This window comes from Streptomyces sp. BL1 (genome assembly GCF_057628045.1).
Genome location: NZ_JBXYWZ010000002.1, coordinates 473239 through 488601, shown reverse-complemented (window position 1 = coordinate 488601; position 15363 = coordinate 473239). Strand labels below are relative to the sequence as shown.

The 15363-nt window shown below is 71.7% G+C and carries 14 protein-coding genes; 6 read left to right on the top strand and 8 right to left on the bottom strand.

All coding sequences use genetic code 11. The features are described from left to right. Positions 1-51 precede the first annotated feature (51 nt). Positions 52-1662, top strand: coding sequence for an FAD-dependent oxidoreductase (locus AC3AGO_RS02360; protein ID WP_487818395.1), 1611 nt, complete (start codon positions 52-54; stop codon positions 1660-1662). A 129-nt stretch (positions 1663-1791) separates the two neighbouring features. On the opposite strand, the gene AC3AGO_RS02355 is transcribed toward AC3AGO_RS02360, so the two are convergent. After that, positions 1792-2244, bottom strand: coding sequence for an SRPBCC family protein (locus tag AC3AGO_RS02355; protein ID WP_487818394.1), 453 nt, complete (start codon positions 2242-2244; stop codon positions 1792-1794). Between the two features lie 213 nt (positions 2245-2457). Continuing rightward, the gene (locus AC3AGO_RS02350; protein WP_487818393.1) at positions 2458-3876 is read right to left on the bottom strand and encodes an amino acid permease; all 1419 of its coding nucleotides are present in this window, start codon (positions 3874-3876) and stop codon (positions 2458-2460) included. Between the two features lie 72 nt (positions 3877-3948). Between AC3AGO_RS02350 and AC3AGO_RS02345 the strand changes: the two genes are divergently transcribed. The 3 genes from AC3AGO_RS02345 (at position 3949) to AC3AGO_RS02335 (ending at position 7546) form a co-directional block, all read left to right on the top strand. Next, complete coding sequence (locus tag AC3AGO_RS02345; protein WP_487818392.1) at positions 3949-4875, top strand: LysR family transcriptional regulator; 927 nt, start codon at positions 3949-3951, stop codon at positions 4873-4875. A gap of 343 nt (positions 4876-5218) precedes the next feature. After that, positions 5219-6616 carry an MFS transporter gene (locus tag AC3AGO_RS02340; RefSeq protein ID WP_487818391.1) on the top strand — a complete coding sequence of 466 codons (1398 nt, stop codon included), beginning with the start codon at positions 5219-5221 and terminating at the stop codon, positions 6614-6616. Between the two features lie 111 nt (positions 6617-6727). Further along, positions 6728-7546 (top strand): nitrilase-related carbon-nitrogen hydrolase, encoded by an 819-nt coding sequence (locus AC3AGO_RS02335; protein ID WP_487818390.1) that lies wholly within the window; start codon positions 6728-6730, stop codon positions 7544-7546. Positions 7547-7714: 168 nt separating this feature from the next. Here AC3AGO_RS02335 and AC3AGO_RS02330 read toward each other — a convergent pair whose 3' ends face one another. Genes AC3AGO_RS02330 through AC3AGO_RS02315 form a run of 4 tightly spaced genes read right to left on the bottom strand, consistent with a single transcriptional unit; the run spans position 7715 to position 11234 of the window. After that, a complete protein-coding gene (locus AC3AGO_RS02330; RefSeq protein ID WP_487818389.1) occupies positions 7715-8461 on the bottom strand; it encodes an HpcH/HpaI aldolase family protein in 747 nt (248 codons plus the stop codon). Next, positions 8458-9300 (bottom strand): SDR family NAD(P)-dependent oxidoreductase, encoded by an 843-nt coding sequence (locus AC3AGO_RS02325; RefSeq protein WP_487818388.1) that lies wholly within the window; start codon positions 9298-9300, stop codon positions 8458-8460. The genes AC3AGO_RS02330 and AC3AGO_RS02325 overlap by 4 nt, the downstream gene beginning before the upstream one ends. A 24-nt stretch (positions 9301-9324) precedes the next feature. After that, positions 9325-10089 (bottom strand): alpha/beta fold hydrolase, encoded by a 765-nt coding sequence (locus tag AC3AGO_RS02320; RefSeq protein WP_487818387.1) that lies wholly within the window; start codon positions 10087-10089, stop codon positions 9325-9327. Then, positions 10089-11234, bottom strand: a complete 1146-nt coding sequence (locus AC3AGO_RS02315; RefSeq protein ID WP_487818386.1) for a cupin domain-containing protein — start codon at positions 11232-11234, stop codon at positions 10089-10091. Before AC3AGO_RS02315 ends, AC3AGO_RS02320 begins: the two co-directional genes overlap by 1 nt. A gap of 138 nt (positions 11235-11372) precedes the next feature. Here AC3AGO_RS02315 and AC3AGO_RS02310 point away from each other — a divergent pair, with 138 nt between their 5' ends. Then, positions 11373-12491, top strand: a complete 1119-nt coding sequence (locus AC3AGO_RS02310) for a LacI family DNA-binding transcriptional regulator (protein ID WP_487818385.1) — start codon at positions 11373-11375, stop codon at positions 12489-12491. Between the two features lie 107 nt (positions 12492-12598). Here AC3AGO_RS02310 and AC3AGO_RS02305 read toward each other — a convergent pair whose 3' ends face one another. Together AC3AGO_RS02305 and AC3AGO_RS02300 are read right to left on the bottom strand one after the other, a co-directional pair. Continuing rightward, complete coding sequence (locus AC3AGO_RS02305) at positions 12599-13588, bottom strand: aldo/keto reductase (RefSeq protein ID WP_487818384.1); 990 nt, start codon at positions 13586-13588, stop codon at positions 12599-12601. A 49-nt stretch (positions 13589-13637) separates the two neighbouring features. Beyond that, on the bottom strand, positions 13638-14225 hold the full coding sequence (locus AC3AGO_RS02300; protein WP_487818383.1) for a flavodoxin family protein: 588 nt from the start codon (positions 14223-14225) through the stop codon (positions 13638-13640). Between the two features lie 236 nt (positions 14226-14461). Between AC3AGO_RS02300 and AC3AGO_RS02295 the strand changes: the two genes are divergently transcribed. Next, complete coding sequence (locus AC3AGO_RS02295; RefSeq protein WP_487818382.1) at positions 14462-15190, top strand: TetR/AcrR family transcriptional regulator; 729 nt, start codon at positions 14462-14464, stop codon at positions 15188-15190. Positions 15191-15363: the final 173 nt, after the last annotated feature.

The following is a 15363-nucleotide window of genomic DNA, read 5'->3' as shown; positions in this document are numbered from 1 at the left end:
TTTGAGCTCCAGTATTTGAGACCCGGTATCTGAGCCGAGCGGACGACAGACATGGCCTACGCAATCACCCAGACCTGCTGCAACGATGCGACCTGCATCGCGGTGTGCCCGGTCAACTGCATTCACCCGACTCCCGAAGAGCGGGCCTTCGGCAGCACGGAAATGCTGCACATCGACCCCAAGACCTGCATCGACTGCGGTGCCTGCGCGGACGCCTGCCCTGTCGAGGCCATCTTCCCGGTCGACAGCCTGCGGGGTGGACAGAAGGAGTACGCCGCGATCAACGCCGCGTACTACGAGAGCGCGGACGCCGGCGCCGTGGACGCCCTCGGTGTCGCGTCCGGTGCCGCGTCCGGCTCCGATTCGGGCGCCGCGGCCGACGGTGCGCTGCACCAACGCACCGACGGCAGCCCGAACTTCCACGCCTGGAACGCGCCGCGCTTCGAGCGCGTACTGCCCGCCGACTTCGGCCCCCTGCGGGCCGCGGTCGTCGGCACCGGACCGGCCGGCATGTACGCGGCCGAGGACCTGCTTCTGCACACCAACGCCGAAGTCACCCTCATCGACCGGCTCCCCGTGCCCGGCGGCCTCATCCGGTACGGGGTGGCCCCGGACCACCCCGCCACCAAGAAGGCCGGCGAGACCTTCGCCCGCTTCCACCACCACCCCCGCGTACGGATGCACACCGGTCTGCACGTGGGCGAGGACGTCACCGCGGACGAACTGGCCGCGCACTACGACGCGGTCATCTACGCCGTGGGCGCCTCCACCGACCGGCGCCTGGGCATACCCGGCGAGGACCAGTCCGGCAGCATCGCCGCGACCACCTTCGTCTCCTGGTACAACGGCCACCCCGACATCACGCCCGAGGCCATCGATCTCGACGCGGAACGCGTGGTCGTCGTCGGCAACGGCAACGTCGCCCTCGACGTCGCCCGCATCCTCGTCGCCGACCCCGACACGCTGGCCGGCACCGACATCGCCCCGCACGCCCTGGACGCGCTGCGGAGCAGCAAGGTGCGCGAAGTGGTGCTGCTGGGGCGCCGCGGCCCCGAGGACGCGGCCTACACCCGCTCGGAACTGCTCGCGCTCAAGCACCTCGACGGCGTCCAACTCGTCGTGGACGACCACGATCCGCGCACCGGCGAGACCATTGACGCGGCCGCGCCCCGGGACAAGGCCGCGGTGCTCCAGGGCGTCACCCGCGACGCGGTCGACTGGTCGCCGGCGCCGCAGCCCGGCCGCCGCATCGTCTTCCGCTTCCACTCCGCGCCCGTGGAGGTGTGCGGCGAGGGCACCGTCCGCGCCGTACGCGTCACCGGCAGCGGGGAAGAGCGGGAGATACCGGCGGGCATGCAACTGCGCGCGATCGGCTACCGCGGACTGCCCGTCGCCGGGCTGCCCTTCGACGAGGAGACCGCCACCGTCCCGCACGAGGGCGGCCGCGTGAGAGGCCGGCCCGGCACGTACGTCGTCGGCTGGATCAAGCGTGGACCCTCCGGCGGCATCGGCGCCAACCGCACCTGCGCCGCCGAGACCGTCGGCACGCTCCTCGACGACGCCATCGCCGGCACCCTCCCCACCCCCACCGCCACCCCGAAAACCTTCCACCGCCTCGCCCGCAGACGCGCGCGGCGACGAGGGAGGCGCGCGGCGAAGTGAGGGGGCGGACCCCGGGGCCTGGTCGCGTGAACGGGCGTGCCCCGGCCGGGGCGTGACGGTACGTCAGGAATGTGTCCCGGGTCGGACATCCGACCCGGGACACACCGCTGACTGTTCTGTGGGGTGGAGTCAGTTCCCCGCTTCCTTGGCGAGGTAGGACTCCAGGCCGTCGAGGAGCATGGTGCTGCCCTGTTCGGCCATGTCGCGTTGCTCGGCGGTGTCGCAGGTCTGACGGATGACGAGCTGTGTACGGCGGGGGGCCTGCTCTTCGAGCTCCAGGTGCATGGCGGCCGGCTCGGACTTGCCGGGGACGTCCATGCCGATGACCAGCAGGCGGTTCTCGTCGACCTGGAGGTAGCTGCCGGACAGCGGGATCCGACTGCCGTCCGGGGTGATCATCGTGGCCTTCCACGCGCCGCCCGGGCGTACGTCCAACTTGACGGAGCCGGCTGCGGCGTTGGCCCACTGGGCGTACGGGCCGGGCTCCGTCCAGGCGCGCCACACCTGCGCCGCGGGAGCGTCGAGCGTGCGGGTCAGTGTGTACGAGAAGCCGTTGGCCGGGGTGGTCTGTGCGGTGCTCATGTCGGGTCTCCTCGTCCGCCCGTGGCCGGGCTGTCGTACCTGTAGACGCCCGCCGGTACGGAAAGTCATCGGCCGCGGGCGGGAGTCGGAGACGAGGGCCGGCCGCGCGGCGCCCGGGTGCGCGGCCTGACACGGGGCGCCCGCGGCCCGGGGTACGGGCGTGCCGCGGCGGTCTCCGGCGCCGGCCGCCGGAGCGAGAGGTGACATGAGCGGTCACCCCGTACGGTGGCGGCGGCTCACGTACAGGCCCGCGAGGGCGAGGGCGGCCGCGAGGCCGAGGGAGAGCCAGAGTTCGAGCTGGTGGCCGGGGGTGAGGGCCATCAGGGCGAGGACCGCGACGATGAAGACGATGGTGGCGAGGGTGAGCCACGGGTACAGCCACATCCGTACGCGGGGATGCTCGCCGGCCGCGTCCGTCCTGCGGCGCATGGCGAGTTGGGTGACGGCGATGGTCAGATACATCATCAGCGCGATCGCGCCGCTGGACGCCATGAGGAAGCCGAACAGCCGCTCCGGCAGGAAGTAGTTGCCGACAACGGCCGCGAAACCCACCGCCGTCGAGGCGAGGATGGCGCGGCGCGGAACGCCGCGCGAGGTCACCTTCGACCAGGAGGCGGGCGCGTCGCGGCGGCGGGAGAGGGAGAAGGCCATGCGGGAGGCGGTGTAGAGCGCGGAGTTGAGGCAGCTGGCCACGGCGACGAGGACGACGACGTCCATGATCTGGCCGGCGGCGGGTATGTGGAGGGCTTCCAGCGTGAACTGGTAGCTGCCGACCTGGAGTCCGGGCGCGTTCCACGGTACGAGGCAGATGACGACGAACGTGGAGCCCAGGTAGAACAGCCCCAGCCGCCAGACCACGGCGTTGACGGCCTTGCGTACTCCGTCCTCGGGGGTGGCGGACTCGGCGGCGGCGATGGTGACGACCTCACTGCCCTGGAAGCTGAACATGGCGGTGAGCAGGGCCGCGACGACGGCGAGCCAGCCGTTGGGGGCGAAGCCGCCCTCGGCGGTGAGGTGGCTCGCGCCACTGGCCCCGTCCCCGGGCAGCAGACCGAACACGGCGAGCAGGCCCAGCGCCACGAAGGCGCAGATCGCCAGCACCTTGATAAGGGCGAACCAGTACTCGAACTCGCCGTAGTTGGCGACGCTGAGCAGGTTCGTGCCGGTGAGGGCGAGGGTGACGGCCAGGGCCCACAGCCAGGCGGGGCCGCCGCACCAGCCGGCGAGGATCTTGGCGGCGGCGGTCGCCTCGATGGGGATGACCAGCACGTAGAACCACCAGTACAGCCAGCCGACGGCGAAGCCGGCCCAGTGGCCCAGGGCCCGGTCGGCGTAGGTGGAGAAGGAGCCGGTGTCCGGGTGTGCGGTGGCCATTTCGCCGAGCATGCGCATCACGAGCACCACCAGCAGCGCCGCCAGGGCGAAGGACACGATGACGGCGGGCCCGGCCGTGGCGATGGCCTGCGCCGATCCGACGAAGAGGCCCGCGCCGATCACGCCGCCGATCGAAATCATGGTGACGTGGCGGCGCTTGAGGCCCTGCGCCAGCTGCCCCGGAGGGGGCCCGCCCCCGTCGGAGACGTCCGGCGCGGACGGCGCGGGGGCGGTGGGGTCCGAGGTGCTGAGGTGCATGGGACGGACCCTAGAAACGGCGGGGCCAAAGGACAAGGTTGACATATCCAGTGCTCTCTCCAGGATGTGCCTATGCCCACTCTCAACCAGCTGCGTGCTTTCCTGCTCGCCCAGCAGCTCGGCTCCTTCACCGCCGCGGCCGAACAGCTGAAGATGGCCCAGCCCTCCGTGTCCGAACTCGTCCGCCGCATGGAAGAGGAGCTGGGCGCCGAGCTGTTCACCCGCGGCGGCCGCCGCCTGGCCCTCAGCGGTCCGGGCAAGGAGCTGCTGCCCTACGCGGAGCAGGCGCTGTCCGCCGTCGAGCACGGCAGCAGGGCCGTACGGTCGCTCGGCTCGCTCGGCGGCGGCACCGCCACCTTCGGGGTGCTGCGCAACGCGGACTACTACCTCCTCTCCGACCTCGTACGGGAGTTCCACGCCCGCTACCCCGACGTACGCGTACGGCTGGTCGGGCAGAACTCCGCCGAGACCGCCGCCGCCGTCGCCTCCGGCGACCTCGAAGCCGGCCTCGTGGTGCTGCCGGTGGACGACGAGAACCTGACGGTCGTCCCGCTGCTGCGCGACGAGGTGCGCTACATCAGCCGCGACCCCGAACGCACCCGGGAACCGGTCACCATCCGGCAACTGGCCGACGCCTCCCTGGTGTTGTACGACGCCCACTACGGCTGGCGCGACCCCACCCGCCGCCAGCTCGCGGAGCGCGCCCAACTGGCCGGGCTGCTCCTGGAGCCGCTCATCGAACTGGAACACGTCGAGTCGGCGCTCAAGCTCGCCGCGCTGGGCATCGGCGACACGGTGGCCTCCCGCGCCGTGGTGGAGAGCGACAACTTCCCCGCGCAACTGCACAGCGCGCCGTTCGCCGAACCGCTCTACGACACCATCGCGCTCGTCCAGCGCCGCGGACGCCCCCTCAACCCAGCAACACGCGAACTCGCCCGCCTCGCCCAGGACATGCTCCGTACCGCCGACGAGCAGGCGGGCGACCCGTCCGCCGGCTGAGTCTCCGGAGGCTTCGCGGTTTCCGGAGGCTTCGCGCCGCCGGGCGCCACGAGCCGGTGCCGTCGCAAGGGACTCCCGGCGCCGGAGGCGCGGGCTCCGCGGTTCAACTGCCGTGACGGTGAACGGATATTGACGCCCCCGAGGGCTGCCGTTAGCGTGACCGGCCATGCATACGAATGCATGATGCAGCGCCGACAGTCCCGAAGGGGCCTTCGGCGCGCCGTTCCCCGCCGGCCGGCCGCCCGCGCGGCCGCGCCGCACCCCCACGCCGCCATGAAGGACGCGCCCATGCCCGCCATGTGAGCCGCGGCCAGTCCGATCCCACCCCGAAGGGGGCCACACGATGGCAACAGTGCCGAAAACGGCCGACCGGCCCGCCGCACCACCCGGCCGGGCCGGTATGCCCCGAGCCGTCGCCGCCGGCTGCATCGGCAACTTCATCGAGCAGATAGACGTCGGCCTCTACGGCTATCTGGCACCCGTGATGGCCGGCTCCTTCTTCCCGCAGGGCAACGCCACCGTCGCCCTGCTCAGCACGTACGGCACCTTCGCCGTCGGCTTCCTCGTCCAGCCCCTGGGCGGCGTCATCTTCGGCAGGATGGGCGACCGCGTCGGCCGCCGCGCCATGCTGATGCTCACCATCGTCCTCATGGGCGTGCTCACCGCGTGCATCGGCATCCTGCCCACGTATGCACAAGTCGGCCTGCTGGCCCCGGCGTTGCTGCTGCTCATCCGCATCGCGCAGGGCGCCGTGCACGGCGGCGAGTACGGCGGCGCCCTCACGTTCATCATCGAATACGCGCCGCGCCGCAGCCGCGGCCTCTACATGGGCTACGCCTCCATCGGCGTCTTCGGCGGTCTGCTGGTCGGCGCCGGCCTCTCCTCCCTCATCTCCTTCCTCCTCACCGACGCGCAAATGGCCGACTGGGGCTGGCGCGTGCCCTTCCTCCTTGCCCTCCCGCTGTCCCTCGGCGGCCTGCTGATGCGCCGCAAGGTCGGCGAGACGCCCGCCTTCCTCAAGGCCCAGGAGAAGGAACCGGCCCCGCGCGAGTCCCCGGTGATGGAGACCCTGCGCGCCCACTGGCGCCCGCTGCTGACCTTCACCGGCTACGCGATGACCAACGCCGTCCTCTCCTACACGTGGGTCACCTATCTGCCCCAATGGCTCGCCGTCGAGGGCGGCCTGGGCCACTCGGCGGCCTTCGCCAGCAACCTCATCTCCCTCGCCGCGTTCCTCCCGATGCTCGTACTCGCCGGCTGGCTCTCCGACCGGGTGGGACGCAAACCGATGCTGCTGGCCGGCTGCGTCGCCTGCGTCACGCTCGTGCCCCTGGCCTTCTGGGTCGCCCACGGGGGAAGCTTCGGCTCGGCCGTACTGGCCCAACTCATCTACCTCGTGCCGGAGTTCTGCATCGCCGTCCCGGCCACCGCGAGCCTTCCCGAGATGGTCCCGACCCGGGTCCGCGTCACCGCCACCGCGCTCGGCTTCAACGTCCCCTTCTCGATCTTCTCCGGCACCGCGCCCATGGTCGCCACCGGACTCGTCAGCTGGACCGGCACTCTCTACGCGGTGTGCGGCTACCTCGGTGTACTGGCGGTCATCTCCTTCTTCGCCGTACTCCTCGGCTTCCGCGACACCTCGCGCCGCAGCCTCACGGCCGAGAGCGACGATCCGCCGGACGCCGACGGTGACGGCGACGGACCCGTACTGCGCAAGGCCGCTGCTCCGGCGGAGAGTTGAGCTGACGGGGCGCGCGGTTACGCGCCAGTCCCCGGCTGTACGCCCCTTCACTGCGGGGAAGGGGCGTACAGCGCTGCCCGTCCATCCGCCCCCTCAGCAGGAGGAGCCCTCATGGCCCGTATCGCCTGTCTGCCCTTCGCCCCGCGTCTGGGCGAGACCGTCGCCAACCAGCGCACGATCACCGAAGCGCTCGCCACCGCCTCGGCCGCCGGAGCGGACATCCTCGTGCTGCCCGAACTGGCCACCTCCGGCTATGTGTTCCGCACCGAGGACGAAGTCCGGGACTGCGCGCTCAGCGTGGACGGGCCGGAGATCGCCGCATGGAGTGCCGCTCTGAGCGGGGACAACGTCGCGGTGATCGGCTTCCCCGAACACGGCGCGGACGGGCGGCTCTACAACAGCGCGGCCCTCGTCGACGTCCGCGGCGTACTGGCCGTGCACCGCAAGGCGCACCTGTGGGACCGGGAGAAGCTGTTCTTCACCCCGGGCGACGGGCCGCCCCCGGTGACCGGCACCGCCTTCGGGCGGATCGCCGTACTCGTCTGCTACGACATGGAGTTCCCCGAGTACACCCGACGGGCCGCACTCGACGGCGCCGACCTGCTCGCCGTACCGGTCAACTGGCCGCTGCTCTCCCGGCCCGACGGCGAGCGCCCGCCCGAGGTCGTCATCGCGCAGGCCGCAGCGCGGGTCAACCGTACGGTCATCGCCGTGTGCGATCGCGGCGGCCGGGAACGGGGCCAGGAGTGGATGGAGGGCACCAGCATCATCGGCCAGGACGGCTGGGTGCTCGCCTCCGGCACCAGTGCGGCGCCGGGCGGCGTGTGGGCGGAGGCCGAACTGGACGCCTCCCGCGACAAGCAACTGAACGAAAACAACGACGTGTTCGCCGACCGGCGCCCGGAGCTGTATCCGGACCCGGTCGGCTGAGGGGAAAGGCAGCCGAAGGGGCGCGGGGAACTGCGCGAATAAGGGGCGCGGGGAACTGCGCAAACCCACAGCGTGAGCCGCAGCCGCCCGCCCTGCGCCCAGGGCACACGACGCGGCAGGTGGGGCACCTCCGCGAGCGCCTCGCGCCTCGCGCCTCGCTCCCCGCACCTACGCGAGCGAAGCGAGCATCCGCATAAGATGGGCCGTCAGATTGTGCACCACGAACCGCGCTCCACTCGCGAACGCCGCGTCGGCGCCCTCCCGCGTGCCCACGATGTCCATGCGGAAGGCGCCGGCTTGGGCCGCCGCCGTGTGCACCGTGTCCATGGCGGACCGCACCTGCGCGCTGCCGGGCTCGGCGCCGAGGGAGACCGCCAGGTCGGCGGGGCCCACCAGCACCCCGTCGATACCGTCCACGGCCAGGATCTCCCCGGCCTGCTCGCACCCCCGCGCCGATTCGACCATCACGATGACCAACGTGCCCTCGGCGGCGGCCAGATGGTCGCGCGCCGCGACGGTGCCGTAGCCGCCTGCCCGCCCGTACGTGGCGAACCCGCGCTCACCGAGGGGCGGATAGTGCGCTGCCCGTACGGCTGCCGCCGCGGCGCGGGCATCGTCCACGTGCGGGACGACGATGCCCGCCGCTCCGTGATCGAGCGCCCGGAGCACCGTCTGCGGCTCCTGCTCGCCGACCCGTACCAGCACCGGCACCCCGTACACCTGGGCGGCGGCCAGATGACGGCGCAACTCCAGTACGTCGGCGGGCCCGTGCTCGCAGTCGATCAGCAGATAGTCCACGCCGGCCACGCACGCCATCTCGACCAATTCCTCGGCGGGCATGCGTACGAGCACACCGGTCAGCCGTTCACCGGCGGCAGCCCGGGACTTGAGGGAACGGGTGGACGAGGCGCTCATCGGGCCACCATCCCCGCCGAGAGGTCCAGGTCCGCCGCGCACAGTCCGCTCAAGCCCAGCAGCGCCACGGCCGCGTCCGCGACCTCCTCCTCGGTCACCATGCGCTCCAGCACGGCACGCGAGACGAACGCCCGCTCGGCCTCTTCGTAGCTGGTGCCGGTACGTTCGGCCTCCAGCCGGAAGTTGCGCTGCATGCGTGCGGACTCGACGGGGCCGGGGGAGAGGGAGTTGACCCGTACGCCCGACGGTCCCGCTTCGGCGGCCAGTGACGTGGTCAGGCCCAGCAGTGCGGCCTTGGAGGCGCAGTACGGGGTGCGGCGGGCGAGGGGCCGCTTGCCGGACACGGAGGCGATGTTGAGGATGTCGCCGTCCTGACGTGCCGTCATGCCGGGCAGAAAGGCCCGGCACATGAGGTAGACCCCGCGCACGTTGACCGCGAACACCGCGTCCCAGTCCGCCGGTTCGATGTCGGTCAGCTGGGACACCGGGCCGGGCACTCCCGCATTGTTGACCAGGATGTCGACGCTCTCCCCGGCCAGCGTGCCGGCGAGGGCCTCGACCGAGACGGGGTCGCTGACGTCGCACAGCTCGGTCCGTACGGCGCCGGGACGGGAGGCGGCGGTGGCGGCCAGCGAGTCCGGCGTACGGCCGACCGCGATCACCCGGGCCCCGGCATCGGCGAGCGCCCGTACCAGCGCGGCGCCCAGCCCGCTGCCACCGCCGGTCACCAGAGCGGTACGGCCGACCAGTTTGCCGCCCCCGCTCGTCCCATATCCGGGCGCCCGAGGGGGTGTTGGGCTCCGGTCGTCTGCCTGCAGGGGTCCGGGTGTTCCGGTCATGGGTGGTGCCTTTCTCGAATCAGGTCAGGAGCCGGCCGGGCTGTCCTCGGTAACGGCCCGTACGGCGGGGGAGGCGAGCCAGTCGCGCAACACGCTGGCGGTGGCCGTGGGTTCTTCCAGCGGCAGCAGGTGCCCGGCGTCCGCGAACCGGTGCAGCTGCGCGTGCGGTGCCGTACGCGCGATGGCGGTGTGGAAGGCGGGCGGGCACAACGCGTCCCGCTCGCCGCACAGCACGAGCAGCGGGCCCGGGTAACTGGCCAGCCCCGGCAGCGCGTTCGTACGGGTGGCCTGCGCGGCGAGCTGCGCCCGGAACCGCTCCGGGCCCACCCGCCGCGCCATGGCACGGAAGGCGTCCGCCGACGCGGGGTCCGGCGCGGGCGTGCGGAACATGCCCGGAAGAATCCCTTCGACGGTGTCTTCGAAGCGGCCGTCCGCCACGGCACGGTCGGCCGTACGCCAGTCGTCCAGCTGTTGGGCGCTGGGTGCGCCCGCGTTGGTCGACAGCGCGGCGAACGCGACGGCCCGTTCCGGGGCCCTGCGGCACACCTCGAACCCGACGATCGCGCCCAGGCTCAGCCCCACCAGCACGAACGGGCCCTCGACCGCGGCCAGTACCTGCTCGGCCATGCCGTCCAGGGTCGGCACGTCGATCGCCACGTCCACGGCGGGGGCGGGCAGCGCCTGCCGTACGCCGTCCCACAGCGCCGCGTCGCACAGCATTCCGGGCACGAACACGACGGGCAGCGCGGCGGTGTGCCGAGGCAGTCCGGCGGTGCTCGGGGTGGTCATCAGCGGTGGGGGAGGAGCTCGTACGGTGCGAGGTAGCCGTTGTGGTCGAGGCCTGTACCCGCCTCGGCCGCCGCCTTCACCACCTCCGGCGCCCACTCCTGGCGGACCCGTCCGTCGCCGTCGTTGACGACGACGAGGGTGGCGTCCTCCTCGGCGGAGACGTTGCGCAGGGTGCGCCAGGCGCCGGCCGGTACGGACAGCAGGTCGCGGTGGCCGAGCCGTACGGTCACCGGGTCCTCGTCGTTGACCGTGACCTCCCACTCGCCGTCCTGCACCATCAGCACCTGGTTGTGCCCGGTGCGGTGGCGCAGCATGCCCTGGCCGGGGGCGGCGCGCAGCCAGGCGAGGGTGTGGCCGTGCGGGTTGAAGACGACGGGTTCCTGGTCGCGGTCCTCGGTCATGCCGTAGCCGATGACGAGCGCCAGTTCGGCGCCGCCGCCGGGCAGTTGGTGGTCGAGCAGCGCGCGATCGGACCAGGCGAGGCTGTCGTGCGCTGCGACGCGGCGGCTCATCTGCTCGGGGGTATAGCTGCGCAGTGCGTCGATGTGGTGCTGGGGCATCGGCTCGACGAGCGGAGTGTTCTCGGGGAGCGGGCCGTCGGCGACGGTGTCGACGAGCTGGTTGTCGGCCGTCAGGTACAGGCCGTGCCCTTCCGCCTCCTTGAGTACGGAGGGGCCCCAGATGATGCCGCCGGTGTCGTCCATGCCCAGCACGGTGAACAGCCAGCCGTCGTCGGGCCCGGTGTTGGTGAAACCGCGGAAGATCCACGGGGGGATGGAGGCGATGTCGCCCTCGCGCAGCAGCAGTTCGCCCTCGTCGCCGTCGACGCCCCAGCGCAGCAGGTACTCGCCGCGGAAGCAGAGGAAGACCTCGGCGGTGAAGTGCAGATGGAGGTTGTTGACCACGCCGTGCGGCATGGCGGCGGCGCCGACGTTGAAGCCGTGCGGGAGGTCGAGGTTGACGACCTGGCCGGCGCTCTGCGAGACGCCGCGCCCGATCATCGAGTAGTTCTCCTTGCGGTCGGAACCGGGAGTGCGGCAGTCGATGAACGCCTGGTTGCAGGAGACGAAGTCGCCGCGGCGCACGGTGCGGCGCTCCAGCTCCGCGGCGTCGACCTGGATGCGGGCATGCGCGTCCGATGACACAGCTGTCCTCCAAGGAAGCTCGGGGTGCGGACGTAGAGTGCGAATACGTATGCACACTAGTCACGCGCGGTTGCGGGATGTCAACAGGGCAGCGGGGTGCGGAAGATGGCGCGGTCGGGGTGAGCACGTACGATGCGTATGTCCGCCGGATTCGGGCCGCCGCCGGAGCCGCGGGCCGTCACAGCCATCCCGACCGTCACCGTCCCCTCGATCGGCACAGCCCCTCAGCCGTCACAGCAGAAACCGAGCGTCATGAGCATCACCAGCCGGGACGTCGCCCGCCTCGCGGGCGTCTCGCAGCCCACCGTCTCCCGCGCGCTGCGGGGCGACACGAGGGTGTCGACCGCCACGCGGGAACGCGTCGCGCGCGCCGCGGCCGCACTCGGCTACGTGCCCAGCGAGGCCGGCCGGTCGCTGGTCAGCGGACGTACGCGCCGGATCGGGATTGTGGTGACCGACCTGGCGAACCCCTTCTACCCGCACCTGATCGGCCCGCTTCACGACGAACTCGACCGGCACGGCTACCGGATGATGATGTTCACCGAGCGTTCCGACTCGAAGGTGGCCACCGAGCGGCTCCTGGACGGCTCCCTTGACGGCGTCGTCCTGATGACCAGCAAAATCGACTCCATGCTGCCCGCGGAACTGACGCGGCGCGGGCTGCCGTACGTGTTCCTCAACCGCGACAGCGGTGACGGCAACGGCGACGCGGCCGTCGTCGACAACACCCTCGGCGGGCGGCTCGCCGCGGACTTCCTCGCGGGCCTCGGCCACCGGCACATCGGCGCGATCTTCGGTCCGGAGGACACGACGACCGGGCGCGACCGGGAGATGGGCTTCCGCCTCGCACTCGCCGAGCACGGGCTGGCGCTGAAGGCCGACGCGGTACGGCACGGGCCCTTCGAATTCGCCGCCGGACACGGGTTGTTGGGCGAGGTGCTGGCCGCGCGTACGCGTCCCACCGCCGTCTTCTGCGGCAGCGACGCGATCGCCATCGGAGCGCTGAACGCCGCGCTCGGCGCGGGTGTCCGTATCCCCGACGAGCTCACCGTCATCGGCTTCGACGACATCCCGATGGCCTCGTGGGAGGCATTCCGACTGACCACCGTCTCGCACGACCTGACGCAAATGGCCGCGGGCGCGGCGCGGTTGCTCGTGGAACGCATCGAGGGCGAGGGCGAGGCGGAGGGCCCGCGTCGCGTCGTGTCCCCGCCCCGCCTCGCGGAACGCGGCACCCACGGAGAGCCCGCGGCCTGAGGGCCCGCGCGGGTCGGCGACGCGGTCGCGCGCCATTCGTCCCGCGCCGGCTGATCCGCCCCGTCGGGGTAGCCCCGACCTGAGTGGCATCTGTCCCACCTGGATCATCAGATCCAGGTGGGCACGTGTCCCTCCGTGTAGCGGGCGCCGAAGCCGCCCTGCGGCAGGATCTCGTCGATGGCTTCGAGGTCGGCGTCGGTGAGGGTGAGGCCGGCGGCACCGGCGTTCTCCTCGATGCGCTTCGGGCTGCGGGTGCCGGGGATGGGCACGATGTGCTCACCCCGGGCCAGGAGCCAGGCCAGGGCGAGTTGGGAGACGGTGGCACCCCTGGCCGCCGCGAATTGGGCGAGCCGGTCGATGGCTTCGACGTTCTTCTCGAAGTTGCCCGGCTGCCAGCGCGGGTCGACGTTGCGCATGTCGGTGGCTTCGTACTGGCCGGCGGGCTTGGCGGTGCCGGTGATGAACCCGCGGCCGAGAGGGGAGTAGGCGACGAAGCCGATGCCGAGCTCGTCCAGGACGGGGAAGAGCTGCTCGACGTCCCGTTCGAACAGGGAGTACTCGGTCTGCAGGACGGAGACCGGCTGCACTGCGTGCGCCTTGCGGATCGTCTCGGGTCCGGCCTCGCTGAGGCCGAAGTACTTCACCTTGCCCGCGTCGATCAGCTCCTTGACGGTCCCCGCGACCTCCTCGATGGGCACCTCGGGGTCGACGCGGTGCTGGTAGAAGACGTCGATGTGATCCACACCGAGGTAACGCAGGCTGTTGTCGGCGACCTTGCGGATGTTGTCGGGCCGGCTGTCGAGGGCGCCGCCGATCTGCTCGGGAGGCACGGACATGTCGAGACCGAACTTGGTGGCCAGGACCACGTCGTCGCGGAAGTCCCTGACCGCCTGGCCGACCAGGATCTCGTTGGATCCGCTGCCCCAGCCGTACATCTCGGCGGTGTCGAAGAAGGTGACGCCCAGGTCGTGGGCGCGGCGGAGGGCGGCGACACCGGCCTCCTCGTCGGTGGGTCCGTAGGCCATCGTCAGGCCCATCGCGCCGTAGCCGATCGCCGAGACCTCGAGGCCCTGGCTTCCCAGTGTCCGGTGCTGCATGACGCACTCCTTTGAAAGCAGCTGAAGGGTGTTCCGGCGGACCGTTGTGTCAGTGCGCCGCGGCAGCCAGTCCGGCGCGGTGGATGTGAGTGTGCTCTGCGACGCGTCGGCCGAGGTGGTGAGCGGTGTTCAGGTCCGCGTCGTGGACCGCGGGGGTGTCGTTGAAGCTCTGGGCGCCGGCGCCGAGGTAGAAGCCGAGGCGGTTGTCGTCCTGAGGGCTGGACGTGGTGGCGTTCCAGCCCGGCAGCAGGTTCAGGCTCACCCAGAGCATTCCGTGCTGGGCCGCCAGGAGCGAGAGGTACTGCAGGGTGTGCAGCTTGTCGCCGCTCATGGAACCGGAGTTGGTGAACCCCGCCGCGAGCTTGTCGCTCCACGCGCGGGTCATCCACCGCTTGCTGCTGGCCTCGGCGAAGGCGTGGAAAGCGCCCGACGCGGTGCCCATGTAAGTGGGGGTGCCGAAGATGATGGCGTCCGCGGCGTCCATGAGTTCCCAGTCGGCGTCGCTGAGGGAGGCGACGTCCACGCGGTGGACGTGCGTCCCGGCGATGGAGCGCGTGCCCTCGGCCACGGCCGTGGCGATCTGCGCGGTGTGGCCGTAGCCGGAATGCGACGCGATGACGATCGAGACATCGGACATGGGGTTCCTCTCCTGCCGCGATGGCGGCGTGTTCGGTGGCGGCGCCGGCGGACGACGAGCTGCCCGCCGCGGCGGTCGGCCGCGCTGCTCCACGGGTGGACCGGCGGCCAGGGCGAGGGTGTGGCGCATGCCGGGTGTCGCGGGAATGCGTCGGCCACCTCAGGGTGAATCACTGTTCCGCTTCTGAGCGTATCACTGATAGGGCGGTGATACGCACAATGCGATATCGTTGTTCCATGAACGAGGGGCAACGCGCCGCGCGGCGCCAGGTACTGCAGGTGGCCGCCAAGCTTCTGGAGGAGAGCGGCAGTGAGGCGGTCTCCACGCGCGCTGTCGCCGCGGCCGCGGGTATCACGGCTCCCGCGCTGTACCGGATGTTCGGCGACAAGGACGGACTGCTGGCAGAGCTGGCCGCCTACGGGTTCGAGATGTATCTGGCCGAGAAGCGGGAGGCACTGGCGCTGACCCCCGACGATCCGGTGGCCGACCTCTACCGCGGCTGGGATCTGCACGTCGACTTCGGAGTGCAGCACCCCGCGTTCTACATGCTCATGTACGGCACCGTGCTGCCCGGGCGGCGGCCCCCGGCCGCGGACGAGGCGCACGCCCTGCTGGTGAGACTGCTGGGCCGGGCCGCCGACGCCGGGCGCCTTCGGGTTCCGGTGGAACAGGCGACCCGCGTCATCCACGCGGCGACAACGGGCGCCACGCTGGCGCTGATCGGCGAAGAGCCGTCGGAGCGGGACCTGACCGTTTCGGCACGGCTGCGGGACACCGTCATCGCCTCGATCACCACGGACTCGCCCGCCTCGTCGGGGTCGGATCTGGCCTCGCGCGCACTCGCTCTCGATGCCGCACTGCGAACCGCGCTCGCCGCCGAGTACCCGGCGGCGGGTGCCGGGGTACCTCTGCGGGACACGGAGACGGCTCTGCTGCGCGAATGGCTGCAGCGGCTGGCAGGCTGAACCGGCCGCCGGCCCCGCCACCGGTCTCGCCCCGGCTGCCCCGGTCCGCTCTCGCCTCGGCTGCCTCGGTCCGCCAACTCCGGGCCGCCGGCCCCGCACTCGGTGCGCAGCTGCGACGCGCCTGCTCCGCCCCACCCCTCCCGCGCTGCCCGCTCCGCCCCACCCCTCCCGCG

What these genes read in the sequence shown, in the direction of transcription:
- AC3AGO_RS02360 (WP_487818395.1), top strand. Translation starts at nt 52, where the DNA reads ATGGCCTACGCAATCACCCAGACCTGCTGCAACGATGCGACCTGCATC.
- AC3AGO_RS02355 (WP_487818394.1), bottom strand. Translation starts at nt 2,244, where the DNA reads ATGAGCACCGCACAGACCACCCCGGCCAACGGCTTCTCGTACACACTG.
- AC3AGO_RS02350 (WP_487818393.1), bottom strand. Translation starts at nt 3,876, where the DNA reads ATGCACCTCAGCACCTCGGACCCCACCGCCCCCGCGCCGTCCGCGCCG.
- AC3AGO_RS02345 (WP_487818392.1), top strand. Translation starts at nt 3,949, where the DNA reads ATGCCCACTCTCAACCAGCTGCGTGCTTTCCTGCTCGCCCAGCAGCTC.
- AC3AGO_RS02340 (WP_487818391.1), top strand. Translation starts at nt 5,219, where the DNA reads ATGGCAACAGTGCCGAAAACGGCCGACCGGCCCGCCGCACCACCCGGC.
- AC3AGO_RS02335 (WP_487818390.1), top strand. Translation starts at nt 6,728, where the DNA reads ATGGCCCGTATCGCCTGTCTGCCCTTCGCCCCGCGTCTGGGCGAGACC.
- AC3AGO_RS02330 (WP_487818389.1), bottom strand. Translation starts at nt 8,461, where the DNA reads ATGAGCGCCTCGTCCACCCGTTCCCTCAAGTCCCGGGCTGCCGCCGGT.
- AC3AGO_RS02325 (WP_487818388.1), bottom strand. Translation starts at nt 9,300, where the DNA reads ATGACCGGAACACCCGGACCCCTGCAGGCAGACGACCGGAGCCCAACA.
- AC3AGO_RS02320 (WP_487818387.1), bottom strand. Translation starts at nt 10,089, where the DNA reads ATGACCACCCCGAGCACCGCCGGACTGCCTCGGCACACCGCCGCGCTG.
- AC3AGO_RS02310 (WP_487818385.1), top strand. Translation starts at nt 11,373, where the DNA reads ATGTCCGCCGGATTCGGGCCGCCGCCGGAGCCGCGGGCCGTCACAGCC.
- AC3AGO_RS02305 (WP_487818384.1), bottom strand. Translation starts at nt 13,588, where the DNA reads ATGCAGCACCGGACACTGGGAAGCCAGGGCCTCGAGGTCTCGGCGATC.
- AC3AGO_RS02300 (WP_487818383.1), bottom strand. Translation starts at nt 14,225, where the DNA reads ATGTCCGATGTCTCGATCGTCATCGCGTCGCATTCCGGCTACGGCCAC.
- AC3AGO_RS02295 (WP_487818382.1), top strand. Translation starts at nt 14,462, where the DNA reads ATGAACGAGGGGCAACGCGCCGCGCGGCGCCAGGTACTGCAGGTGGCC.